Annotated in this window: 18 protein-coding genes; 6 read left to right on the forward strand and 12 right to left on the reverse strand. The window is 63.9% G+C overall.

Annotated features, from left to right (window positions below; genetic code table 11):
* The first annotated feature begins 17 nt into the window (after positions 1-17).
* The 4 genes from B0G81_RS28080 to ubiA all read left to right on the forward strand — a co-directional run bounded on the left by B0G81_RS28080 (position 18) and on the right by ubiA (position 3,439).
* Positions 18-1,472 (forward strand): catalase, encoded by a 1,455-nt coding sequence (locus tag B0G81_RS28080; protein WP_134139739.1) that lies wholly within the window; start codon positions 18-20, stop codon positions 1,470-1,472.
* 85 nt (positions 1,473-1,557) lie between these two features.
* Complete coding sequence (locus B0G81_RS43825) at positions 1,558-1,716, forward strand: hypothetical protein (protein WP_166679069.1); 159 nt, start codon at positions 1,558-1,560, stop codon at positions 1,714-1,716.
* A gap of 154 nt (positions 1,717-1,870) precedes the next feature.
* A complete protein-coding gene (locus B0G81_RS28085) occupies positions 1,871-2,368 on the forward strand; it encodes a Dps family protein (protein ID WP_106284510.1) in 498 nt (165 codons plus the stop codon).
* A gap of 207 nt (positions 2,369-2,575) precedes the next feature.
* Positions 2,576-3,439 (forward strand): 4-hydroxybenzoate octaprenyltransferase, encoded by an 864-nt coding sequence (gene ubiA / locus B0G81_RS28090; RefSeq protein ID WP_134139743.1) that lies wholly within the window; start codon positions 2,576-2,578, stop codon positions 3,437-3,439.
* Between the two features lie 87 nt (positions 3,440-3,526).
* On the opposite strand, the gene proC is transcribed toward ubiA, so the two are convergent.
* From proC to B0G81_RS28120, 6 genes are all read right to left on the reverse strand, one after another.
* Complete coding sequence (gene proC / locus B0G81_RS28095) at positions 3,527-4,342, reverse strand: pyrroline-5-carboxylate reductase (protein WP_134139746.1); 816 nt, start codon at positions 4,340-4,342, stop codon at positions 3,527-3,529.
* A 63-nt stretch (positions 4,343-4,405) separates the two neighbouring features.
* Entirely contained in the window at positions 4,406-5,104 is a 699-nt protein-coding gene (locus B0G81_RS28100) for a YggS family pyridoxal phosphate-dependent enzyme (protein WP_134139748.1), read from the reverse strand.
* Positions 5,105-5,141: 37 nt separating this feature from the next.
* Positions 5,142-6,368, reverse strand: coding sequence for a glycolate oxidase subunit GlcF (gene glcF, locus B0G81_RS28105; protein ID WP_116142857.1), 1,227 nt, complete (start codon positions 6,366-6,368; stop codon positions 5,142-5,144).
* 8 nt (positions 6,369-6,376) lie between these two features.
* Positions 6,377-7,465 (reverse strand): glycolate oxidase subunit GlcE, encoded by a 1,089-nt coding sequence (gene glcE / locus B0G81_RS28110; protein ID WP_134139752.1) that lies wholly within the window; start codon positions 7,463-7,465, stop codon positions 6,377-6,379.
* 151 nt (positions 7,466-7,616) lie between these two features.
* Positions 7,617-9,110: an FAD-linked oxidase C-terminal domain-containing protein gene (locus tag B0G81_RS28115; protein ID WP_116142853.1), complete on the reverse strand. Its 1,494-nt coding sequence runs from the start codon at positions 9,108-9,110 to the stop codon at positions 7,617-7,619.
* Positions 9,111-9,181: 71 nt separating this feature from the next.
* A complete protein-coding gene (locus B0G81_RS28120; RefSeq protein WP_134139754.1) occupies positions 9,182-10,597 on the reverse strand; it encodes an FAD-linked oxidase C-terminal domain-containing protein in 1,416 nt (471 codons plus the stop codon).
* 213 nt (positions 10,598-10,810) lie between these two features.
* Between B0G81_RS28120 and B0G81_RS28125 the strand changes: the two genes are divergently transcribed.
* A complete protein-coding gene (locus B0G81_RS28125; RefSeq protein ID WP_106284502.1) occupies positions 10,811-11,365 on the forward strand; it encodes a cob(I)yrinic acid a,c-diamide adenosyltransferase in 555 nt (184 codons plus the stop codon).
* Positions 11,366-11,440: 75 nt separating this feature from the next.
* Here B0G81_RS28125 and B0G81_RS28130 read toward each other — a convergent pair whose 3' ends face one another.
* The 6 genes from B0G81_RS28130 to B0G81_RS28165 all read right to left on the reverse strand — a co-directional run bounded on the left by B0G81_RS28130 (position 11,441) and on the right by B0G81_RS28165 (position 20,498).
* Positions 11,441-11,773 carry an XRE family transcriptional regulator gene (locus B0G81_RS28130; RefSeq protein ID WP_091796681.1) on the reverse strand — a complete coding sequence of 111 codons (333 nt, stop codon included), beginning with the start codon at positions 11,771-11,773 and terminating at the stop codon, positions 11,441-11,443.
* A 2-nt stretch (positions 11,774-11,775) separates the two neighbouring features.
* Complete coding sequence (locus B0G81_RS28135; protein WP_116119010.1) at positions 11,776-12,114, reverse strand: type II toxin-antitoxin system RelE/ParE family toxin; 339 nt, start codon at positions 12,112-12,114, stop codon at positions 11,776-11,778.
* Between the two features lie 191 nt (positions 12,115-12,305).
* Positions 12,306-13,379, reverse strand: coding sequence for a 3-deoxy-7-phosphoheptulonate synthase AroG (gene aroG, locus B0G81_RS28140; protein WP_012431785.1), 1,074 nt, complete (start codon positions 13,377-13,379; stop codon positions 12,306-12,308).
* 378 nt (positions 13,380-13,757) lie between these two features.
* A complete protein-coding gene (gene tldD, locus B0G81_RS28155) occupies positions 13,758-15,224 on the reverse strand; it encodes a metalloprotease TldD (RefSeq protein WP_106284500.1) in 1,467 nt (488 codons plus the stop codon).
* A gap of 102 nt (positions 15,225-15,326) precedes the next feature.
* Entirely contained in the window at positions 15,327-16,178 is an 852-nt protein-coding gene (locus B0G81_RS28160; RefSeq protein WP_134139756.1) for a carbon-nitrogen hydrolase family protein, read from the reverse strand.
* Between the two features lie 129 nt (positions 16,179-16,307).
* Positions 16,308-20,498, reverse strand: a complete 4,191-nt coding sequence (locus B0G81_RS28165) for a YhdP family protein (protein ID WP_134139758.1) — start codon at positions 20,496-20,498, stop codon at positions 16,308-16,310.
* A gap of 195 nt (positions 20,499-20,693) precedes the next feature.
* On the opposite strand from B0G81_RS28165, the gene glnE reads away from it, so the two are divergent.
* Entirely contained in the window at positions 20,694-23,486 is a 2,793-nt protein-coding gene (glnE, locus tag B0G81_RS28170; protein WP_134139761.1) for a bifunctional [glutamate--ammonia ligase]-adenylyl-L-tyrosine phosphorylase/[glutamate--ammonia-ligase] adenylyltransferase, read from the forward strand.
* Positions 23,487-23,555: the final 69 nt, after the last annotated feature.

Consider the following 23,555-nt stretch of genomic DNA (forward strand, 5'->3'; position numbering starts at 1 on the left):
CCAACCAGGAGTCACGCATGTCCGAACGTAAGCTCACCAGTGCCGCCGGCGCACCCGTCGCCGACAACCAGAATTCGATGACCGCGAGCGCGCGCGGCCCGGTTGTTCTGCAAGATGTCTGGCTGGTCGAAAAACTCGCCCACTTCGATCGTGAAGTGATTCCGGAACGCCGCGTTCACGCCAAAGGTTCAGGTGCGTTCGGCACGTTGAAGGTCACGCACGACATCTCGCGCTACACGAAGGCCAAGGTGTTCGCGCAAGTCGGCAAGGAAACGCCGCTCTTCATGCGCTTTTCGACGGTCGCGGGCGAGCGCGGCGCAGCCGACGCCGAACGCGACGTGCGCGGTTTCTCGATCAAGTTCTACACGGAAGAAGGCAACTGGGATGTGGTCGGCAATAACACGCCGGTATTCTTTATCCGCGATCCGCTGAAGTTTCCGGACTTCATCCACACGCAAAAGCGCGACCCTTACACCAACATGCGCAGCAATGTCGCCGCGTGGGATTTCTGGTCGCGTCATCCGGAATCGCTGCATCAAGTGACGATTCTGATGAGCGACCGCGGCATTCCGCAGAATTACCGTCAGATGCACGGCTTCGGCTCGCACACGTATTCGTTTATCAACGCCGCCAATGAGCGTTTCTGGGTGAAGTTCCACTTCAAATCGATGCAAGGCATTGAGAACTTCACCGATGCCGAAGCGGCACAAGTCGTTGCGCAAGACCGGGAAAGCGCGCAACGCGATCTGGTCGGCAACATCGACGCGGGCAATTTCCCGAAGTGGCGCTTCGCCATTCAGGTGATGCCGGAAGCAGAGGCCGTCACGTATCGCTTCAACCCGTTCGACATCACGAAAGTCTGGTCGCAGAAGGACTATCCGTTGATCGACGTCGGCACGATCGAGTTAAATCGCAACGCACAGAATTACTTTGCCGACGTGGAGCAGGCGGCGTTCACGCCCGCCAATGTGGTGCCGGGTATCGGCTTCTCGCCGGACCGTCTGTTGCAGGGCCGTCTGTTCTCATACGGCGATACGCAGCGCTATCGACTCGGGATCAATCACCATCAGATTCCGGTGAATGCAGCGCGCGTCCCGAGCCCGCATTCGTTCCATCGCGACGGTGCGATGCGCACCGACGGCAACCTCGGCGGCAACGTGAATTACGAGCCGAACCGCTTCGGCGACTTCGCGCAGGACGCCAACGCAGCCGAACCGCCTCTCGCGGCGGGCACGGTGGATCGCTACGAGCATCGGCTGGACGACGACTACTACACGCAGCCGGGTATGTTGTTTGCGATCTTCGATACGGCTCAGCGCGAGCGTCTGTTCGGCAACATCGCACGCCATATCAACGGTGTGCCGCAAGAAATCGTCGCACGTCAGATCGAGCATTTCCGTCGCGCGGATCCGGCTTACGCGCAAGGCGTGATCGCCGCGATGGCCGACCTCGCGGAACGCAACAGGCAATAAGCAGTAATCGCGCAGTTGAAGTCATGCAGTAGAGCGGGCGCATTTGCGTTCCGCTAGTACCGATACGAATCGAAGGAGCACGATCATGATGCAGATGATGACGACCATGGCAGGCGGCACGTCAGCCGCAAACAGCGCGCAACGGCATGCATGGGTCGCGCGCCGGGCGGTGGGCTTTGCGATCTTCGCGAGCGGAGTGGCCGTGATCGTCGCGCAGGCTCTGCAACACGCGCTCGGCGGTTGATGGAAGCCGCCGCCGTGGACGCGGCAAGTGGCCACGCGTCATACGAACGCAGCAGTTTTCCAGGCTAAACTGTCGAGCGTTCGAGCTGTCGAGTTTGCTATCCGCAGACCGTCACTTTGCCGACCGGTTCGTATCACTCTTCAAAGGAGTCGTCATGGCCAAAAAAGAAGCCACAGCAGCCGTACAGCACGTCAATATCGGGATCAGCGACAAAGATCGCAAAAAGATTGCAGAAGGTCTGTCGCGCCTGCTCGCCGACACCTACACGCTGTATTTGAAGACCCATAACTTCCACTGGAACGTGACGGGTCCGATGTTCAACACGCTGCACCTCATGTTCGAAACGCAATACAACGAACTGGCATTGGCGGTCGATTCGATCGCTGAACGGATTCGCGCGCTGGGTGTGCATGCGCCGGGCAGCTACAAGGAATTCGCCAAGCTGTCGTCGATTCCGGAAGCGGACGGCGTGCCGGCCGCGGAAGAAATGATCCGCCAACTGGTGGAAGGTCAGGAAGCTGTCGTGCGTACCGCGCGCGCAATTTTCCCGTCGACGGAAGCCGCCAACGACGAACCGACGGCCGACCTGCTGACGCAACGCATGCAAACGCACGAAAAGACCGCGTGGATGCTGCGCTCCATGCTGGCTTGAGTATCTGCACGCACGGCGCCACGTTTCGGCGCCGGCGTTGAAGTTGAAGTTAAAGTTGAATGCGACTCCAACAAAGCCTCCCTGCGCGGGAGGCTTTGTTTTTTTTCAGCGCCGTCGGCTTTATCCGCCTTGCCAGCCCGAAAGCGGGCCGCCTTCCGCATCCCGTAAAATAGCCGCACCGTCTTCGCAAATTCACAGAATCCGCCCATGTTCGCCCGACTTCCCCTGTATCTGCGCCTCGTGCGCATGGACAAGCCGATCGGCAGCCTGCTGCTGCTGTGGCCGACGCTCAACGCGCTGTGGATTGCTTCCGACGGTCATCCCACGTGGCCGCTGTTGGTGATTTTCACGGTGGGCACGGTGCTGATGCGCTCGGCGGGTTGCGCGATCAACGACTACGCGGATCGCGACTTCGATCGCTACGTCAAGCGCACGGAGAATCGGCCGATTACGTCGGGCAAGATCAAGGCATGGGAAGCGGTGGCGCTGGCGGCCGCGCTGTCGTTGCTGGCGTTTCTGTTGATACTGCCGCTCAATACGCTGACCAAAGAGTTGTCCGTGGCGGCGCTTTTCGTCGCCGGTTCGTATCCGTTCACCAAGCGGTTTTTTGCGATTCCGCAGGCGTATTTAGGGATCGCGTTCGGCTTCGGCATTCCGATGGCGTTCGCCGCGATTCAGGGCCACGTGCCGCTGCTCGCATGGGTGATGCTGCTGGCCAACGTGTTCTGGTCGGTGGCGTACGACACCGAATACGCGATGGTCGACCGTGACGACGACATCAAGATCGGCATCCGCACGTCGGCGCTGACATTCGGCCGCTTCGACGTGGCCGCGATCATGCTCTGCTATGCGGCGACGCTGGGGATTTACGTCTGGATCGGCGTACTGCTCGGCTTTGGCGTGCTGTACTGGCTGGGATGGGCGGCGGCCGCCGGCTGCGCGGTCTATCACTACACGCTGATTCGCAATCGCGAACGGATGGCGTGCTTTGCCGCGTTCCGGCATAACAACTGGTTGGGCGGCGCGCTGTTTGTCGGCATCGCCGCGCATTACGCGGCGGGCTCGTTTTAAGTTTTTTCGCGTGGCGTCGAGGCGGGTTCCGCGCTGCTGTTCAGCAGGCGCCACCTGTGGCTCGAATCGTGGCGCCGCCGAACATCCTCACTGCTTGCCGAACTCGTCGCCCATTTCCTTCGCGCGGGCATCCGCGGCAAGCGCACCGCGCACGATCGCATCCTTAACGCCGCTCGCCTCGAACGACGCCAGCGCCGCCGCAGTCGTCCCGCCTTTGGACGTCACGCGTTCGCGCAACACACTCGGCGGCTCGTCGGAATTCGCTGCCAGTTGCGCCGCGCCGGTGAAGGTCGCCACCGCCAGCGCGCGGCCTTGCGCTTCATCCATGCCGAGTTGGCGCGCGGCTTCCTGCAACGCCTCGATGAAATAGAACACGTAGGCCGGCCCGCTGCCCGAGATCGCGGTGACGGCGTCGATCTTCGCTTCGTCGTCGAACCAGACGGTTTCGCCCACCGCGCCCAGAACTTGCGACGCGAGCGCGCGGCCCGCTTCGTCGACGCTGCCGGTCGCGACCAGTCCGGTCACGCCCATGCCGATCAGCGCCGGCGTATTCGGCATGACACGCACGATACGGTTGTGACCATTCAGCCAGCGCGACATGTCGTCCATGCGAATGCCGGCGACGATGCTCACGGCCAGTTGCGACGCATTCAGATGCGGCGCCAGCGCCTCGGCGACGCTCTTCAGGATCTGCGGCTTCACCGCCAGCACGACGGCGTCGTACGCGGCGAGCGCGGCATCCGCGGCGGCGCCGGTCTTGATGCCGAATTGCTGCTCATTGCGCTTGCGCGCGTCTTCGTTGGGGTCGATTGCGTAGAGGTCAGCGGGCGCGACGCCACGCTTGATGAGGCCGCCGATCAACGCGGCGGCCATGTTGCCACCGCCGATAAAAGCAATTTTCATGATGTTCCGAATGAAGCGCCGAGTGCCGTGAAGAGCCTAAAGAGCCTGATAGGCCCGAACAAGTCAGTTAGAGTAATCTCGCGCGCCGAAGATGGCGGTGCCGACGCGCACGATCGTCGCGCCTTCCAGCACGGCAGCCTCCAGATCGCTCGACATGCCCATGGACAGCGTGTCGAGTTCGAGACCGTCGTTGCACAGACGCTCGAACAGTTCGCGCAAATGCCGATGCGGCACACGCTGTTCGTCGATGCCGCCGGCCGGCTCGGGAATCGCCATCAGGCCGCGCAAATTCAGCTTCGGCAGCGCGGCGATCGCCTGGGCGACTTCCACCGCCTCGGGAATGCTCACGCCGCTCTTCGACGCCTCGCCGCTGATGTTGACTTGCAAGCACACGTTGAGCGGCGGCAAATTGTCGGGACGCTGCTCCGAGAGCCGCTGCGCGATCTTCAACCTATCGACTGAGTGCACCCAGTCGAACCGCTCGGCGACCGGCCGTGTCTTGTTCGATTGCAACGGACCGATGAAATGCCATTCGAGCGTGGCGCGCAGATCGGCGAGCGCCTCGATCTTGGTGAGGGCTTCCTGCACGTAGTTTTCACCGAACGCGCGCTGGCCGGCGGCGTAGGCTGCGCGCACGTCTTCGGCGGGGAAGGTCTTGGAGACCGCGAGCAGATGGACCGAGCGCGTATCGCGTCCGGCCACGTGCGCGGCCATGGCGATGCGCTGCTGCACCGCCTCGAGGTTGTGAATCAGATCGGGCATGTCGGAACCGGAAGTCCAGCGAAAGTCGATAATCCGATTATACGGACAGCATGTGCTCGACCAGTTCGATCCAGTGCGCGACCGGTGTCGAGGTGCCGCTTTGCAGATGCGCAATGCAGCCGACGTTCGCCGACACGATCACCTGCGGCTCCTGCGCCTGCAGCCGATCGAGCTTCTGATCGCGCAGCGCGTACGAGAGCTTGGGTTGCGTCAGCGAGTAGGTGCCGGCCGAGCCGCAGCATAGGTGACTGTCGGCGGGCAGACGCACCTCGACGCCCAGCGCGGTCAGCAGATGCTCGACCTTGCCGCGAATCTGCTGGCCATGCTGCAACGTGCAGGGCGGATGAAAGGCCACCGTATGAACCGAGCGGCGGCGCGTGACCGAGACCAATGCTTCTTCGAACTCCGGCAGGATTTCCGCGACGTCGCGCGTCAATTCCACCACGCGGCGGGCCTTTTCCGCATACGCCGGATCGTGCCGCAACAGGTGCGCGTATTCCTTGACCGTCGCGCCGCAACCGGACGCGTTCATCACGATCGCTTCCACGCCCTGTTCGACGTAGGGCCACCATGCGTCGATGTTGGCGCGCAGATCGTCGAGCGCGTCGTCGTTGTAGCCCAGATGCAGACGGATCGCGCCGCAGCAGCCGGCATCCGGCGCGATCAGCGTTTCCACGCCGAGCGCGTCGAATACGCGCGCGGTGGCGATGTTCACGTTCGGCATCATCGACGGCTGCACGCAACCCGCGAGCATCAGCATCTTGCGCGGATGTTTCGCCGTCGGCCATTCGAGCGGACGCTGCCGCGCGGGCACCTTGTCGCGCAGTTTCTTGGGCAGCAACGGACGAAAGTGCTGGCCGATCCGCATGGTCGGCGTGAACAGCGCGCTGTTCGGCACAAAGCTCGCGAGCATCCGGCGCACCAGCCGTTGACCGAGCGGGCGCGTGACTTTCTCTTCGGTGAGCTTGCGGCCGATTTCCACCAGCCGGCCATATTGCACGCCGGATGGGCACGTCGATTCGCAATTGCGGCAGGTCAGGCAGCGGTCGAGATGGACTTGCGTGCTGCGCGTGACCGGCGCGCCTTCGACCATCTGCTTGATCAGATAGATGCGTCCGCGTGGGCCGTCGAGTTCGTCGCCGAGTATCTGATAGGTCGGGCAGGTGGCCGTGCAGAAACCGCAATGCACGCAATTGCGCAGGATGCCGTCGGCTTCGTCGCCATCGGGCGTGTTGCGAATGAAGTCCGCGAGGTTGGTTTGCATCGCGTCGCTCAGAAGTCGGGGTAGAGACGGCCGCGATTGAAGATGCGGGCCGGGTCGAAAGCGGTTTTCAGGCCGCGATGGATTTTCATCAGCGGCGCGGGAAGCGGCGTGAACACACCGGCGCCGCGGTCGTAGCCGTGGCCGGTGCGGAAGATCGTGGCATGGCCGCCGGCCTGTTTGGCGCTGATGCGCACGGTTTGCGCGTCGGTGTCGGTGATCCACCAGCGCTGGCCGCCGCCCCACTCCATGAGTTGCGCACCGGGCAATTGCAGCGGCTCCGTAATTGAAGGCAGTGCAAGGCGCCACAGCGCGGACCGCGGCGGGATGGCGGCGAAGAACGAGTCGGTCTGTTCGCGCAGGCCGGCCCAGAAGCGTTCGGCTTCCACGGCATCGACCACTTCGCCGCCGAGCGCCATTTTCGCCGACTTGACCGCGGCCTCGGCGCCGGCAAGGCGCAAGACCAGCGTGCCATGACGCCACGCGCTCGCGGTAATCGGCAGCGGGCGGCCGGCCCATTCGTTGAGCTTACGGACTGCGTCGGTGCCGTTCATGTCGAATTTGAGCGTGGCTTCGGCCTGCGGCAGCGGCAGCACCTTGATCGACAGTTCGAGGATCAATCCCAGCGTGCCGAGCGAGCCGGCCATCAGGCGCGAGACGTCATAGCCGGCGACGTTCTTCACCACCTGGCCGCCGAAATGCAGCTTCTGGCCCTGACCGTTCATGATCACGGCGCCGAGCACGAAGTCGCGCGCCGCGCCGGCCGACGGGCGGCGCGGACCGGCGATGCCCGCCGCGATGCAGCCGCCGAAGGTGGCCTGCGCCCCGAAGTGCGGCGGTTCGAAGGCGAGCATCTGATGATGCTCGGCGAGCGCGGCCTCGATCTCCAGCAGGGGCGTGCCCGCGCGTGCGGTGATGACCAGCTCCGCCGGATCGTACGCAATGATGCCGCGATAAGCGCGCGTGTCGAGGATGTCACCTTCCAGCGTCTGACCGTACCAGTCTTTGGTGCCGCCGCCACGGATGCGCAACGCGCGCCCCTCGGCGCTGGCCGAACGCACACGCTCCGACCACACGGCGACGATGTCGTCCTCTTCCATGGTGTCCTGCTTCGTTGTGTTTCGTTTGATTGTACCGGGCAGGGGCTGGCTGGCAACCAGGAGCGGACCCGCATCGGGTAATCAGGGTGAGAGCAGGAAAAACGGCGCCCACGCGGCTTATGCGCGATGCGTGGGCGGAACGTGTACTGCGTTAGAACCGCGGCAGCTCAGGATGCGGCAGCAAGCCGCCGCGCACATGCATCTTGCCGTACTCGGCGCAACGCGCTCGCGTGGGAATACCTTTGTCGGGGTTGAGCAGACCGGGCGCGTCGAAGGCTCGCTTGACCGCGTGGAAGGTATCCCGCTCTTCCGGCGAAAACTGCACGCACATCGAATTGATCTTCTCGATGCCCACACCGTGCTCGCCGGTCACTGTGCCGCCCAGTTCGACGCACGCTTCGAGGATGTCGGAACCGAACGCTTCCGCCCGGTGCCACTCGTCCAGGTCGTTGCCGTTGAACAGGATCAGCGGATGCATGTTGCCGTCTCCCGCGTGGAAGACGTTGATGCAGCGCAGGTTGTAGGTCTTCTCCATCGCCTCGATGCGCGCCAGCAGCGGCCCGATACTGCGGCGCGGCACGGTGCCGTCCATGCAGTAATAGTCGGGTGAAATGCGGCCGGCGGCCGGGAATGCGTTCTTGCGCCCCGACCAGAAGCGCAGCCGTTCGTTCTCCGAGCGGGAAATCTGAATGCGGGTGGCGCCCTGCTCACGCAGCACAGCGGTCATGCGCACGATTTCATCCGCGACTTCTTCGGGCGTGCCGTCCGATTCGCACAGCAGGATCGCCGCCGCGTCGAGATCGTAGCCCGCGTGGACAAATTCCTCGACGGCGCGCGTGGCCGGCTTGTCCATCATCTCCAGACCGGCAGGGATGATGCCCGCCGCAATGATGCCGGCGACCGCGTCGCCGCCTTTCACGACGTCGTCGAAACTGGCCATGATGACCTGCGCTGTTTGCGGCTTCGGGATCAGCTTGACCGTGACTTCGGTGACGATCGCAAACATGCCTTCGCTGCCGATCAGCACCGCCAGCAGATCGAGACCGGGCGCATCGGGGCCGAGCGAGCCGAACTCGACGATGTCGCCTTCCATGGTGACGGCGCGCACGCGCAACACGTTATGCACCGTGAGACCGTATTTGAGGCAGTGAACACCGCCGGAATTCTCCGAGACATTGCCGCCGATGGTGCAGGCGATCTGCGACGACGGGTCCGGCGCGTAATACAAACCGTAAGGTGCGGCGGCTTCGGAGATAGACAGGTTGCGCACACCCGGTTGCACCGTGGCGGTCCGCGCGTATGAATCGACTTCGACGATCTTGCGAAAGCGCGCGAGCGATACCACCACGCCGTGACGGATCGGCATGGCGCCGCCGGACAGCCCGGTGCCCGCGCCACGCGGCACGATCGGCACGTCGAGACGGTGGCAGATCTGAACGATGCGCTGCACCTGCGATTCCGTCTCCGGCAACGCGACCGCAAGCGGCAGACGCCGGTAAGCAGCGAGGCCGTCGCATTCGTAGGCGACGGTGTCTTCTTCGCGAAACAGCAAACAATGGGTCGGCAGTACAGCCATCAACGCCTGCACGACTTCGCGCTGGCGCTGGGCGAGTACTTCGGCCGTCAGTTCAGCGGGTGCGTTCATGTGACTTGTCTCCTCGTGCCCTTCAAGTCCGACGCGGCTGGCTTTCTAGCGCCGCCGCGCCTGAATACGGGTCATGCCGCCCAGGTGAAGATCTTGCCCGGGTTCATCAGATTGCGCGGATCGAGTGCGTGTTTGATGGAGCGCATGGTATCGACCGCGACTTCACCGTGCTCTTCGAGCAGGAAGCCCATCTTGTGCAGGCCGACGCCATGCTCGCCCGTGCAGGTGCCGTCCATGCGCAGCGCGCGCTGCACGATACGATGGTTCAGACGTTCGGCTTCGACGAGTTCTTCCGGTTTGTTGGGATCGATCAGGATCGCGACGTGGAAGTTGCCGTCGCCCACGTGGCCGACGATCGGGCAGGGCAGCGGCGACGCTTTCAGATCCTGTTCCGTTTCCTCCACGCATTCCGCGAGGCGCGAGATCGGCACGCAGACGTCGGTGGTGACCGCGCGGCAGCCGGGCTTCAGTTGCAGCATGGCGAAATAGGCATTGTGGCGCGCGTTCCACAGACGGCTGCGATCTTCCGGACGGGTTGCCCATTCGAAGCCTTCGCCGGCATTCTGCGCGGCGATTTCCTGGACCAGTTCCGCTTGCTCTTTCACGCCGGCCTCGGTGCCATGGAATTCGAAGAACAACGTGGGCGCTTCACGCAGCGTCAGATTCGAATGACGATTGATCGAACGGATGGCGAGCGAATCGACGAACTCGACGCGCGCAACCGGTACACCCATCTGGATCGTTTCAATCACCGCGCGCACCGCGGCGCCCATGGACGGGAACGCGCACACCGCCGCCGACACCGCTTCGGGTTGCGGATACAGGCGCACGGTGATTTCCGTGATCACGCCGAGCGTGCCTTCCGAGCCGACGAACATGCGCGTGAGGTCGTAACCCGCAGACGATTTGCGAGCGCGCGTGCCGGTTTTGATCACGCGGCCGTCGGCCAGCACCACGGTCAGCCCAAGCACGTTCTCGCGCATCGTGCCGTAACGCACGGCGTTGGTGCCCGACGCGCGCGTGGCCGACATGCCGCCGATGCTCGCGTCCGCGCCAGGGTCGATCGGGAAGAACAGGCCCGTGTCGCGCAAAGCTTCGTTCAACTGCTTGCGCGAGATGCCGGGCTCGACGGTAACGGTCAGGTCTTCGGCGTTGATCGACAACACCCGGTTCATTTCCGACAGATCGATCGAGACGCCGCCTTGCACGGCGAGCAGATGCCCTTCAAGCGACGAACCGTTGCCGTAAGGGATGATCGGCACGTTGTACTGGCCGCACAGTTTGACGACCGTTTGCACGTCTTCGGTTGTACGCGCGAAGACGACGGCGTCTGGCAGTTGCGGGTCGAACGGCGATTCGTCGCGGCCATGATGGGCGCGCACGGCTTCGGATACGGACACGCGATCGGCAAAGACGGCTTTGAGCGCGTTGAGCAGCTCGGCGGGAAACGGTCGGCGCAGCGGGGCCGGCGGCACGGGATGATTCACGCATGTCTCCTAATATTTGGGGCGGAGCTGGTTTGCAGCATGTGTTTCATTTTACGCCGATCGCCCGCGGGCCGGCGTTGCAGCCGGCCCGCGCTTCTATAATGGCGGCGACTTCATGATGCGCGCAATATGGATAAACGCGGTGCTTCGATAGGCTGCTTCGGGCCATGGCGGATTGCGTGGCGCATCGTCACTGAATGCATGGGAGAAAGCATGGGCAACCGTTTGAGCAAGATCGCGACCCGCACGGGCGACGACGGCACCACCGGTCTCGGCGACGGCAGCCGTGTGCGCAAAGACAGCGCGCGCATTGCCGCGATCGGCGACGTGGACGAACTCAACTCGAACCTCGGCGTGCTGCTGTGTGAAAGCTTGCCGGACAACGTGCGGGCAGCGCTCTTAGCGATCCAGCATGATCTGTTCGACCTTGGCGGCGAACTGTGCATTCCTGGCCACACGATGATCACCGACCGGCAACTCGCCCAACTCGATGACTGGCTTGCCGACTACAACGCGGCTCTGCCGCCGCTGAAGGAGTTTATTCTGCCCGGCGGCTCGCGCGCGGCCTCGCTCGCGCATGTGTGCCGCACCGTATGCCGCCGTGCCGAACGGGCGATTGTTGCGCTGGGTGAGCACGAGACCATCAACGCCGCGCCGCGTCAGTATGTGAACCGGCTTTCCGATCTGCTGTTCGTGCTCGCGCGCGTGCTCAATCGTGCGGACGGCGGCACCGACGTGCTCTGGCAACACGAGCGTAACGCTGGCTAAAGACCTGCCGGTGCCAATACACGTATGACCGCGCGATGACGCATGCAGCGTCACGCGCGTGACGAGCCCGACACGTTAGCCGACCGCCAGCGTGACCGGCTTGCCAATCCGGCTCATCATTTCCACCAGCGTGTCGATGGTGAACTTGGTCGTCTTCTTGTTGACCACGTCGGACACGCGCGGGCGCGACACCATCAGAATCTCAGCCGCCTCGGCCTGCTTCAGATGATGCTGCTCAATCCACGTGGACAGTTCTGTCATGAGCTGTTCCTTGAGCAGCCGCGTGTCGTTGATCTGCTTTTGCGACGCGGCGTGCAGGCGCTTTGCCTCTTCAGCGGAAAAGCCGAGTTCGAGGAACAGATTGGCGCCCGGCCTGGTGACGTGACGAATTTTGGTGTCGATCGTCATTGTTAAGTTTTCCTATCGTTAATGATGGCGCGATATCGCGTTTCGGCGATCTTCCTGTCGTGCGGACCCAGCTTTTGCGTCTTCTTCTGGAAGCAATGCAGCACGTATAGCGCTTCCACAAACTTGGTCACGTACATGACGCGAAAAATACCGTCCGCTTCCCTGAGGCGAATCTCGCGCGTTCCGGGGCCGATCGAGTCAAACGGTTTCCAGTCGTCTGGGTCGAGACCTGCCTGAATCTTGCCGAGTTGGAACCCGGCTTGACGACGCATCTCTTCGGGAAAGGCGAGTAAGTCGTGATAGCTGGAGCCTAGCCAGCGAACTTCTTTTTCCTGCTCCATAGCCACCTTTCATGTACAAAATCTTATACGTAACATTCACCCCGGTCAAGTCGTATTCGACCCGGCCATGAGTTGTTACGGTACAGAGGCGGTTAAAGGAGCACCATTCGTCCGTTCGGCTAACAAAAAACCCGGCTCATCCATCGAGCCGGGTTTTCCGGGGTATCCACTGCTGCAATCAACGCGGGCTTTTAGTTGCCGCTGCCGCGTGCCACACGGCGTTGCTTGACTGCGTCGGCGAGGCCTTCGAGTACGGCAACGCTTTCGTCCCAGCCGATGCACGCGTCGGTGATGCTCTGGCCGTACGTCAGCGCGCAGCCTTCCTGCAGATCCTGGCGGCCCGCCACCAGATGCGATTCCACCATCACGCCGACAATCCGTTCGTCGCCCGAAGCAATCTGGCGGCCAATATCCGCGCACACCGGAATCTGATTCTCGTGCTTCTTCGAACTGTTCGCGTGGCTCGCGTCGATCATCAGACGCGCGGCAAGACCCGCCTTGCCGATGTCCGCGCACGCGGCGTTGACGCTGTCCGCGTCGTAGTTCGGCGTCTTGCCGCCACGCAGAATGATGTGGCAATCCTCATTGCCCGCGGTCGAGACGATCGCCGAGTGGCCGCCCTTGGTGACCGACAGGAAATGGTGCGGCTGCGAAGCGGCCTTGATTGCGTCGACGGCGATCTTGACGTTGCCGTCCGTGCCGTTCTTGAAGCCGACCGGGCACGACAGGCCCGAAGCCAGTTCGCGATGCACTTGCGATTCGGTGGTGCGCGCGCCGATCGCACCCCACGAGATCAGATCGGCAATGTACTGCGGGCTGATCATGTCGAGGTATTCGGTGCCGGCCGGCAGGCCGAGTTCGTTGATGCGCAGCAGCAGCTCGCGCGCGGTGCGCAAGCCGTCGTTGATCTTGAAGCTGTTGTCCATATGCGGGTCGTTGATGAGACCCTTCCACCCCACCGTTGTGCGCGGCTTTTCGAAGTACACGCGCATTACGATTTCGAGCTCGCCGGCGAAGCGCTTGCGCTGCTCGATGAGACGCCCCGCGTATTCCATCGCCGCCTTGGTGTCGTGGATCGAGCACGGTCCGATGATCACGATGAGTCGGTCTTCCATGCCATGCAGAATGCGATGCATCGCGGTGCGCGAGTTGTAGATCACGTCGGACACCGTTTCGTCGCAAGCGAATTCGCGGATCAGGTGAGCCGGCGGCGTGAGTTCTTTCAATTCGCGGATGCGGACATCGTCGGTGTTGTGCGGGGGCATCTTGTTCTCCAATCGGTTCGTAGCGTGTTCGCGCGGGCAATCAGGTTTGCGATGAAGCAGCAATGCCAGAGCGTACGATCATCAAAATTAAAGTTTCAAAGGCATGAGGCGAAAAAAAACCGCCAGGCTGGCTGGCGGTTTTTCGGGAATTCTAGGTGTCCTGCGTGCACTAACACCCCTCTCGATCCGCCAGCGGTCTGAGATGCCAAAAAAAGTAAAAATAAAACTTGGCGGACATGACGAATGAGGTCGCAGGTCAAAAAGGGTGAGTGACTTTATAACCCGGGCAGGCGGCGCTTGCAAGCTGCGGGGTGCAAAAATGCGGAAAATCCGCATACTTCGCGCGATGTATGCACGAAGTATGCGTTTGCTGCGAATTCAGGCGGTGCCACCCACGGTCATCTTCTCAATGCGCAACGTAGGTTGGCCGACGCCCACCGGCACGCTTTGGCCTTCCTTGCCGCACACGCCGACGCCCGAATCGAGCTTCATGTCGTTGCCGATCATGGTCACGTATTTCAGCGACTCCGGGCCGCTGCCGATCAGCGTCGCGCCCTTCACCGGGTACGTGACCTTGCCGTTTTCGATCATGTACGCCTCGGAGGCCGAGAACACGAACTTGCCGTTGGTGATGTCGACCTGGCCGCCGCCGAAGTTCACCGCATACAGACCGTTCTTCACGGAGGCGAGGATTTCCTGCGGGTCCTTGTCGCCGTTCAGCATGTACGTGTTGGTCATGCGCGGCATCGGCAACGCCGCGTAGGACTCACGCCGAGCATTGCCTGTGACCGGCATCTTCATCAGACGCGCATTCAGCGTGTCCTGGATGTAGCCCTTCAGGATGCCGTCTTCGATCAGCGTGGTGCACTGGGTCGGATTGCCTTCGTCGTCGATATTGAGCGAGCCGCGGCGATTCGGCAGCGTGCCGTCATCCACCACGGTGACGCCCTTGGCGGCGACCTGTTCGCCGATGCGCCCCGCGAATGCCGACGAACCCTTGCGGTTGAAGTCGCCTTCCAGACCGTGACCGATCGCCTCGTGCAGCAGCACGCCGGGCCAGCCCGGTCCAAGCACGACGGTCATCGCGCCGGCCGGTGCCGGACGAGCGTCGAGGTTCACCAGCGCCGCATGGACTGCGTCGTCCACATAGCCCGACAGTATGTCGTCGGTGAAATAGCCGTAGTCGAAGCGGCCACCGCCGCCGCCGCTGCCGATTTCGCGGCGGCCGTTCTGTTCGGCGATCACGGTGACCGACACGCGCACGAGCGGACGAATATCGGCCGCGAAGCCGCCGTCGCTGCGCGCGACCAGCACCACGTCGTATTCACCGGCGAGGCCGGCCATGACTTGCTGGATGCGCGGATCGCGGCCGCGCGCCATCTTTTCGATGCGCTCCAGCAGTTTGACCTTCGCGGTTGCGTCGAGCGAATGCAGCGGATCGGCGGGCAGGTACAGATCGCGTCCCGCAATGCCGGTCAGCGACGACGCCACCTTGATCTTCTGCTTGCCGCCGCCGGCCTTGCCGATCGCGCGCGTGGCGATGGCCGCCTGGCGGATCGCTTCGGGCGACAGGTCGTCCGAATAGGCGAAAGCCGTGCGGTCGCCCGACACGGCGCGCACGCCGACGCCCTGGTCGATGCTGAAGCTGCCGGATTTCACAATGCCTTCTTCGAGACTCCACGCTTCGCTGCGCGTGTACTGGAAGTACAGGTCCGCGTAATCGATCTTGTGCGTGAAGATTTCGGCGAGCGTGCGGGTGAGCAGGGCTTCGTCGAGACCGTAGGGCGTCAGGAGGATGTCCTTGGCGGTGGCGAGATTACGGATACCGGGTTCGATGATGTTCATGCGAAGTATGTTCTGCTCGATACGAAGGATTCGGTTAGCGCCTCTGACACACACTATATGAGTCGGGGGCGCCGCAGTTTCAATGTCACGCGAAAGGTTGGATCAACTGAGCACGCGATGACGCCAGGCGGGCAAACTCTGTCGCACTTCGTCGATCCGCGCACGCTCGAGATTGCCGGCGACCACGCCTGCACCCTCGTCGCGCACCGCGACGATTTCGCCCCATGGGTCGATCAGCATGCTATGACCCCACGTGCGGCGGCCATTTTCATGTTTGCCACCTTGCGCCGCGGCCAGCACGTAACACTGGTTTTCGACCGCGCGGGCGCGCAGCAGCATCTCCCAGTGCGCGCGGCCGGTGGTGTAAGTGAACGCCGACGGCACCACGATCAGCGCGCAGTCGCCCATGCGCCGGTACAGCTCCGGAAAGCGCAGATCGTAGCAGACCGACAGGCCGACGCGGCCGAACGGCGCCTCGAAGGTGCGAACCTCGCCGCCGGGGCAGATGGTGCGCGCCTCGTCGAACGACTCCTCGCCCTTTTCGAAGTTGAACAGATGGATCTTGTCGTAACGCGCAGCCTCGTTGCCCTGCGGGTCGAACACCAGCGTGGTGTTCAGCACGCGCGAGGCTTCAGGCGACATCAACGGCAGCGTGCCGCCGATCACCCAGACCTGGTGGCGGCGCGCGGCCTCGGAGAGAAAGCGTTGGATGGGACCGTCCTGATAGGGCTCGCGCACGGCCAGCTTGTCCGTGTCCTTGAAGCCCATGAAGCAGAAGTATTCAGGCAGCAGGACGAGTTGCGCACCGTCGGCGACGGCTTCCGCGATGAGGCGCCCGGCTTCGGCGAGATTGCGCTCGCGATCCGGTGTGCTCACCATTTGCAACGCCGCGACCCGGAAAGCCCTTTCCAGAGAACCGCTGGAGACGGTTGAAGAGACGTGTGTTTCGCTCATGAGCGTTTCGAAAAACTCCCGGCAAGACGGCGGCGCGAACCGCCGACGCCGCATACGTCGTTCAAGGCTGGCTAGGGCCGCCGGCGCGCCACGGCGCCTGTCCGACCAAACAAAGGGCCAGATACAGGCTCAGTTCGCCTCCACGGTCGAAGCCGGAACGTCCATCTTACCGCGATCGCTCTTCACCCGCTCAACGTGCGGTTTCGACCACGAGCCGGTGATGGCGTAGTCGCGCGCGAACGCATGCGAGACGGTCTGGCTAAAGGCAACATCGGCCATCAGCGCGCCCAGTCCGAGCAGCGGATTGATGACCGCCGCGGCGATCACGCCGGCGCCGGCGCTGATGGTCGGTACGACATGCACGCGCAGATCCTGGGTCTCCTGAGCGAGATCGACCGAGCCCTTCATCTCGGCGCGCGCCGGTGCGGTCACCAACTCGAAGTTCTCGGTGCGGCCAATGCCGTTGCGAATCTGCGCGGTGCCGGTGACATGCTCGAACGGCAAGCCTTCGCCGATCACGTCGTGGAAATTCAGCGTCGCGAAGCGAGCGAGGCTTTGCAGGCTCAGCACGCCCAGCAGTTTGGCGACGCCTGGATCGACCTTGAGAATCTGACCGTGGCGCAGATCGACGGCCAGATTGCCGTTGAAGGTCGGATAGTCGATCCTGGTCGGGCCGCCTTGCCACACCACCTTGCCCGACAGCGAGCCGGCGCCTGCCTTGAGCGTGCGCGGTTGACCGAAGCGCTCGAGCAACGCGCCGGCGTCCTTGATGTCGAGCTTGAAATCGAACACGGTGCGGCGCGGCGTGGCTTCACCGGCGCTGTTGCCGAGTTCGGTCGAAGTGCGCCAGTTCGCGGTGGCGGTGAGCGTCGCGGCGGAGTTCGTGATGTCGAGCTTGTCGAGTTGCCAGACCGGCACGCCGTCTTCGTCGAAGTTGTGCGCGTCGACTTCGAGGCGTCCGATGTTGCGGTCGCGCACGATCAACTCGTTGACCACCAGATCGATAGACGGCATGTTCTGCGCCGGCGCCGAGATCGCCTGGCCGAGCAGGTCCTTGTCGGTGGCCGACGGAATCACCAGGCGGGCGAAGCGCGCCTGCAGCGTGCCCGGCGATTCTTTCGTCGCGCCCGGCAGCCACGACACGTGGCCCGACACCTGGTTCGAAGCGATGTTCGCCTGCCACGTGCGGTCCGCATGCGACGCGCCGACGATCACACTGTCCCAATGGCGCTTGAGCAGCGTCAGCGTGCCGACGTGCAGCGCGAACCGGCTCGGCAGGAATTGTGTGACGGTCGGGTTCGGCGCGACTGGCGTCGCCGCGGCGGAGGCGGGCGCTTCTTTACTGCGCATCTGTGCGATCAGCGCGCGCCAGGCGTCCGCGTCGAATGTGTCCAGATCGACGGCGGCGATCACGCCTTCGGACGGCAAGTCGGCCGGTTTGTTGACGCCGACCGCGCCGCGCACGACTGTCGGCGCGGTTTTCGGCTGATAACGCAGCAGATAGGTAGCGGCGACCGGGCCGAAAGTGAGATCGGCGCGCTGCAGTCCCGCTTCGCCCGGCGTGGCGGACGGGCTGACGGCGAAACGCAGCGGCATCGGCGTGCCCACCGGCTTGTTGAACGGCGCGGGGAAGTCGAGCGCGAGGCCGGTCAGATCGGAGTTCGCTCTCACTTCGGGCAACCGTCCTTTGGCGCCGCGCACGTTGAGCGCGTAAGGCGCGCTGCCGCTCATGCGCGTCAGCACCTGCGCGGCCGGGCCATGCAGATTGAGGCCGCGCGCCGCGTCGACAGCGATATGGCCGCCCAGGTCGAGCGCATAGGTGCCGTCCTGCTTCAAGCCGCCGTTCGCATGCAAGTCGCCGCCGAGGAATTGCCCGGAGAGCCGGTCCACCTGTGCCGTGTGCTCGGTGAAATGCACCTTCCCCTTGAGTTGCGACAGCGGCGGCGCATTGTCGACGCTCAAGCGGTTGTTCTGGAAGCCGACCGCGCCTTCCACGGCAACGTGCGGCTTCGGCGTGCGCGGCACCGTGAGCTGCAGCGCCAGAGACGCCGGCCCTTCGGCGCGCACCTTCTCGGTTTCATGCTTCGCCATGATGCCGAGCGAACTGGCGTTCACATAGTCGAGCATGTCGGCGAGCGGGCCGTGGGCGTCGCCCTTGATGACGAGGCTCGACGCTCTGGTGCCGAGATCGTCGATCCTGCCGCTGACGCCCATCAGCGCAACCTGCTTGTAATGCGCCCGGTCGATGTCGAAGCGCAGCACGTTCTGCTTGAGCTCGAACACGCCGTCGATGCCGTCGAGCGCCGGCCACACGTTCGGCGTGCCATTCCTCATCTTGCGCGGCGGGAAGGGCGTCGGATCGAACTTGCCGCCCTTGAACGGCGCAACGATATGGAACAGCCCGGCGTCCGGATCGCGCGAATAAGGAAACTTGGTCAGATCGCCGTGAATCTCGATGGCCGCGCCGTGTGACATACCGGCCTGCAAGCCGTGGCCGAGATAGATGCGCAGCTTCTCGCTAATGCTGGTGGGCAGATAGCGGACGATACGCGCCACCTGTGCGCGCTGGAAGTCGGCTTTCAGATCGAGCGAGCCGCGTCCATGGCCGGGATTGCTGTAGTCGGCGGAGGCGGTGGCCGCGACGTCGGCGTTCGAGACGCCGAAATCGGCCAGCTTCACGGTGAAGGCCGGGCGGTTTTCGCCCGGCTTCTTCGGCGTGATGGTCCAGTCGGCGCGGCCATGCAGATAGTCGAGCTTCAGCCGCGGATCGTCGAACACGCCCGGCAGGGTGATGGCGACATTGGAGGTGTCGAGCAGAGCGGTGCCGCGGGTCTCGTCGGCATCCACCTTGCCCCACAGATTCTCGATGCCGGGAATGCCTGCGCGCGGGTGGTTCCGCAGCGTGAGCCCCGGCGGCGGTTCCTGAGCGGCGACGCTGATACCCTGTAGATCGCCCTTGAAACGATAATGCTCGATCGGTTCGGCGCCGCTCGGGTAACGGTCGCTGCCTGCTTCGCCGGATTCCGGCTTGCCGCGCTCGACTTCGATCACATAGTTGGCGACCAGACCGCGCGGACTGAAACGCACGAGATTGTTCAGCAGGCGTCGCGGCAGCGGCAACGCGCGGCTGAATTCGGCGAGGATGCCCAGGTCGACGCGGTCGCCGCTTACGCTGACGAGTTGCCCGTGCTGCTGCGAGGCGGTCCGGTAGCGCCCATTGAGCGTGGCGAACGCGAGCGTGCGGGTGAGCGGCGTGCCGTCGTCGAGCGGCGGCTGGCCGAGTTCGGCATGCAGATCGGTCAGTTGCAGTTTGTAGTCGCTCTGGTCCGCTTCGAGACGCCACGAAAAATTGGCGACCGGCACCAGCAGCTTCGGCTGGGTCGGCCGCACCCGCAGGGCGACGTCGGTGCCGGCGAGTTGGCCGCCCGCCGACGTCATGCGCCCGTCGGCGAAGTCGATCCAGATGGCGTTGTCGATACGGCCGGCAAACGTCTCGATCGGGAAATTGACGTAGCGCGCGAGCGTCGGCAGATCGACCGGGCCAGTCGACACGTACACCTGGCCGGTCCAGTTGATCGGCTTGCCGATCGCGGAGAGCGGCGCGTGTTTGAAGCGCGTGCGGAAATCGAGTGGGCCGTGCAGGACCTGGCCGTCGGCAGGTGCCTGCAGCGCGAGCCGGTGATCGTATCCGTCGTTGAGGATCGCGATACGTATATCGCGCAGCGCCAGCTCGGGCGCGTCATGTTGCGCATCGCGCCAGCGCAGCGCGCCGCCGCGCACTACGATCGCCTGCTGACGCAGAAGCCAGGTGGATAACGTGTCGTTGCCGCTGTGACGAGTCGGCACCGGCACGCCCGCCACCGAGAGCACGCCGTCGCTGCTGCGCGACACCAGCACGTCCGGCTGATCGACAATCAGACTGGAGAGCGCGGGATGAAACTGCCAGAGCGACCGCCACGAGAGCGTGGCGGTGGCGTGCGGGATCGTCAGCGCGGCTTTGCCTTCGTGATCGCGGATCACCAGGTCGGTGACGTCGAGGCCCGGCTGGAAGCCGCTCCAGTGGGGCGCGAGCTTGCCGATGGTGAACTGCGTATGCAGCTTTTCGGAAACGGTCGCTTCGATGCGCGGCCGGAATGAGTCCACGCGCGGCAGCACCACATAGCGCAAGCCGAGCAACAGACCCATCGCAATGAAGTACAGGACGAGCGCGAGCACGAGAACCACGTGCAGGATCCGACGCAGCACGACGTGGTCGCTTCCGCTCACAGGCCGGACCTGCACGGTTTCGTGCGGGTCGGCGGATTCGTTTCGCTCGGACATGCTGCGGCGGGTGGGCGTATGGTAGTTTTGCGAATTAACGACGAAATGTAACACACGGGAAAGCGTAGGCGGACCTCCTGCAAACCCTGTCTGCATGCCGTCTTGCGACTTGCGGGAGGCGGCCGCGACCGCCGCAACCGTGTATTACTGCGAACTGAACCACGCTGATCAAGCAACGAGCGAGCCAGACCTTTGATGACTGACGCCACTTTCCTGAGTTCCAACTATTCACACTACGCGGCGCGCGCTGCGGCTGCCCGTCCGCAACTCGTGGCGCGGGTCGCGGCGCTTGCGTCCGAGCCGCTGACGCGCGAGCGTATCGACGCCCGTTTCGACGCTTTGTGCGCCGAGGCGGCCGGCGCAACCGACGCGCCGCTAAACGAAGATGCACTCAAACGGGCCTTGCGCCAATTGCGCACCGAGGTCTTTTGCGCCGTGATGGAGCGTGATCTGGCGGGCGAGGCGGATGTTGCGGAAGTGACCGGCGCGATGACCCACCTCGCGGAGACGACGATCCAGCGCGCGCTCGCCGTCCTGTCGGCGGAACTCGAAACGCTATACGGCGAGCCGCGCGGGCCGCAAGGCGAACGGCTCTCGCTCGGCGTGGTGGGCATGGGCAAGCTCGGCGGGCGCGAACTGAACGTGTCGTCGGATATCGACCTGATCTTTATTTATGAAGAGGACGGCGAGACCGCGGGCGGCCAGCGTTCGCCGATCGCCGCGCAGGACTTTTTCACACGCCTCGGCAAGCGCCTGATCGGCGCCCTCGCCGAAATAACCGGCGACGGCTACGTGTTTCGGGTCGATATGCGGCTGCGGCCGAACGGCGACTCCGGGCCGCTCGTGTGCAGTCTCGGCATGCTCGAAGAGTATTTCTACGTGCAAGGCCGAGAGTGGGAGCGCTACGCGTGGATCAAAGGGCGCCTCGTGTCCGAAGGCGCGAGCGATGCGGCGCAACGGCTGCAGAAGCAGCTCGACGCGATCGTCACGCCGTTCGTCTACCGCCGCTATCTCGACTTCGGCGTGATCAGCGCGATTCGTGCGCTGCATCTGCAGATTCGCCAGGAGGCGCAGCGGCGCGCGTCGATGCGGCCCGACAAGGCCGACGACATCAAGCTCGGGCGCGGCGGCATCCGCGAAATCGAATTCAGCGCGCAGGTGTTCCAGTTGATCCGTGGCGGCCAGGACGCCGGCTTCCGCGTGCGGCCGACACTGGCGGTGCTGCGTCACGCGGCCACGCATGGGCTTCTCGACACGTCGGTTTGCGTGAAGCTCTCGCAGGCCTATCGTTTCCTGCGCGAACTCGAGCACCGGCTGCAATACCGCAACGACGCGCAGACCCATGCGATGCCGGTCGATCCGGAGGAACGATCGGCGCTCGCCCACGCGATGGGCTGCGACGACTACGCCTCACTAATGACGAAGCTGGACGCCCATCGCGAATTCGTCGAACAGCAGTTCGACCAGATTTTCGCTGACAAAGTGAACGGCCGCGATGGCTGTGGCGCACCCGAAGACGGCGCCGCCGCATGGGTCTGGAGCAGCGCGCTCGCCGACGACAGCGCCGACGAAGCCCTGCGGGCGCGCCTCGTCGAACTCGGCGTGGCCGAGCCCGGCGAACTGCTCGCGCGGCTGCGCGCGATCTGGCAGTCGTCGCGTTACGCGGGGCTTGCCGAGCGCAGCCGGCAACGTTTCGACATCGTCGCGCAACGGGCGCTCGAAGCCGCCCGCACGTTGGAGCCCGCGGAGCGCCGCGCCGATACCGTGGCGCGCTTCTTCGACCTGCTCGAAGCGGTGAGCCGGCGCGGCGCGTATCTCGCCCTGCTGACCGAATATCCGCAAGCGCTGCATCGTGTGCTGTCAGTGCTTGGCGCTTCGCGTTGGGCGGCGGGCTATCTGATCCGCCACCCCCAATTGCTGGACGAATTGCTGGACGATGAAGCGATCAATAGTCCGTTCGACTGGCCCGAGTTCAAGCGCACGCTGCGCCTGCGTCTGGCCGCGGCGGACGGCGTCGAGCAGCAGATGGATCTGCTACGCCATGCCCACCAGGCCGAGGTGTTTCGCATTCTGTTAATCGATCTGGCCGGCAAGCTGAGTGTCGAGCACGTGAGCGACCGGCTGTCCGAACTCGCCGACGCCGTGCTCGACGTCACGCTGCAGGCCGTCTGGAACCAGTTGCCGAAACGCCACCGCGACGTGCCGCGTTTCGCGGTGATTGCGTACGGCAAGCTGGGCGGCAAGGAACTGGGTTACGCGTCCGACCTCGACCTCATCTTCCTCTACGACGACCCCGACGATGCCGCAGCCGACGTCTATTCAACCTACACCCGTCGCCTGATTACCTGGCTGACAACCGCGACCGGCGCCGGCACATTGTTCGACGTCGACTTGCGTTTGCGGCCGAACGGCGAGTCAGGTCTGCTTGTCACGGATCTGGACGCGTTCCGCCGTTACCAGTTGCGCGAGGGCGACGCCGCCAATACGGCGTGGGTCTGGGAGCACCAGGCGTTGAGCCGCGCGCGCTACTGCGCGGGCGACGCCGAGATCGGCGCCAAGTTCGAGGCGATCCGCGAACAGGTGCTGACCACGCCGCGCGAAGCGGCGCCGCTCATGAAAGAGATCGTCGAGATGCGCGCGCGCGTCGAAGCCGGGCATCTGAACCACACGGCGCTGTTCGACCTGAAGCACGATAGCGGCGGGATGGTGGATATCGAATTCACCGTGCAGTACTGGGTGTTGCTGCACGCGGCGAGCGATCCGGAACTGATCCGCAATACCGGCAACATCGCGTTGCTGCGGGAAGTGTCGCGCTTCGGCCTGATGAGCGAGGCGGAAGCGGAGACGGTCGGCGCGGCGTATCGCACATACCGCAAGTTGCAGCACCAACTGCGGCTGGATGGAATGGAGAAGGCGCGGGTCGAGCCGGCGCTGGTGGCTAAGGAGCGCGAAGCGGTGCTGGGCTTGTGGAAACGCGTGTTTGGCTGAGGGTTGATCGCAGGTTCGCAGTTTGCGCGAGCGGGTTGTGCAGCTCGATGCTTTGAATGGCGGTGTGAG

Source organism: Paraburkholderia sp. BL6665CI2N2 (assembly GCF_004366535.1).
Lineage (GTDB): Bacteria > Pseudomonadota > Gammaproteobacteria > Burkholderiales > Burkholderiaceae > Paraburkholderia.

Bases quoted from the DNA above. Each gene is read 5' to 3' on its own strand.
- B0G81_RS28125 (WP_106284502.1), top strand. From the start codon at position 10,811: ATGGGCAACCGTTTGAGCAAGATCGCGACCCGCACGGGCGACGACGGC.
- B0G81_RS43825 (WP_166679069.1), top strand. From the start codon at position 1,558: ATGATGCAGATGATGACGACCATGGCAGGCGGCACGTCAGCCGCAAAC.
- proC (WP_134139746.1), bottom strand. From the start codon at position 4,342: ATGAAAATTGCTTTTATCGGCGGTGGCAACATGGCCGCCGCGTTGATC.
- B0G81_RS28160 (WP_134139756.1), bottom strand. From the start codon at position 16,178: ATGAGCGAAACACACGTCTCTTCAACCGTCTCCAGCGGTTCTCTGGAA.
- B0G81_RS28085 (WP_106284510.1), top strand. From the start codon at position 1,871: ATGGCCAAAAAAGAAGCCACAGCAGCCGTACAGCACGTCAATATCGGG.
- B0G81_RS28165 (WP_134139758.1), bottom strand. From the start codon at position 20,498: ATGTCCGAGCGAAACGAATCCGCCGACCCGCACGAAACCGTGCAGGTC.
- B0G81_RS28115 (WP_116142853.1), bottom strand. From the start codon at position 9,110: ATGAACGCACCCGCTGAACTGACGGCCGAAGTACTCGCCCAGCGCCAG.
- tldD (WP_106284500.1), bottom strand. From the start codon at position 15,224: ATGAACATCATCGAACCCGGTATCCGTAATCTCGCCACCGCCAAGGAC.
- B0G81_RS28100 (WP_134139748.1), bottom strand. From the start codon at position 5,104: ATGCCCGATCTGATTCACAACCTCGAGGCGGTGCAGCAGCGCATCGCC.
- B0G81_RS28130 (WP_091796681.1), bottom strand. From the start codon at position 11,773: ATGACGATCGACACCAAAATTCGTCACGTCACCAGGCCGGGCGCCAAT.
- B0G81_RS28080 (WP_134139739.1), top strand. From the start codon at position 18: ATGTCCGAACGTAAGCTCACCAGTGCCGCCGGCGCACCCGTCGCCGAC.
- aroG (WP_012431785.1), bottom strand. From the start codon at position 13,379: ATGCCCCCGCACAACACCGACGATGTCCGCATCCGCGAATTGAAAGAA.
- ubiA (WP_134139743.1), top strand. From the start codon at position 2,576: ATGTTCGCCCGACTTCCCCTGTATCTGCGCCTCGTGCGCATGGACAAG.
- B0G81_RS28135 (WP_116119010.1), bottom strand. From the start codon at position 12,114: ATGGAGCAGGAAAAAGAAGTTCGCTGGCTAGGCTCCAGCTATCACGAC.
- glcE (WP_134139752.1), bottom strand. From the start codon at position 7,465: ATGGAAGAGGACGACATCGTCGCCGTGTGGTCGGAGCGTGTGCGTTCG.
- glnE (WP_134139761.1), top strand. From the start codon at position 20,694: ATGACTGACGCCACTTTCCTGAGTTCCAACTATTCACACTACGCGGCG.
- glcF (WP_116142857.1), bottom strand. From the start codon at position 6,368: ATGCAAACCAACCTCGCGGACTTCATTCGCAACACGCCCGATGGCGAC.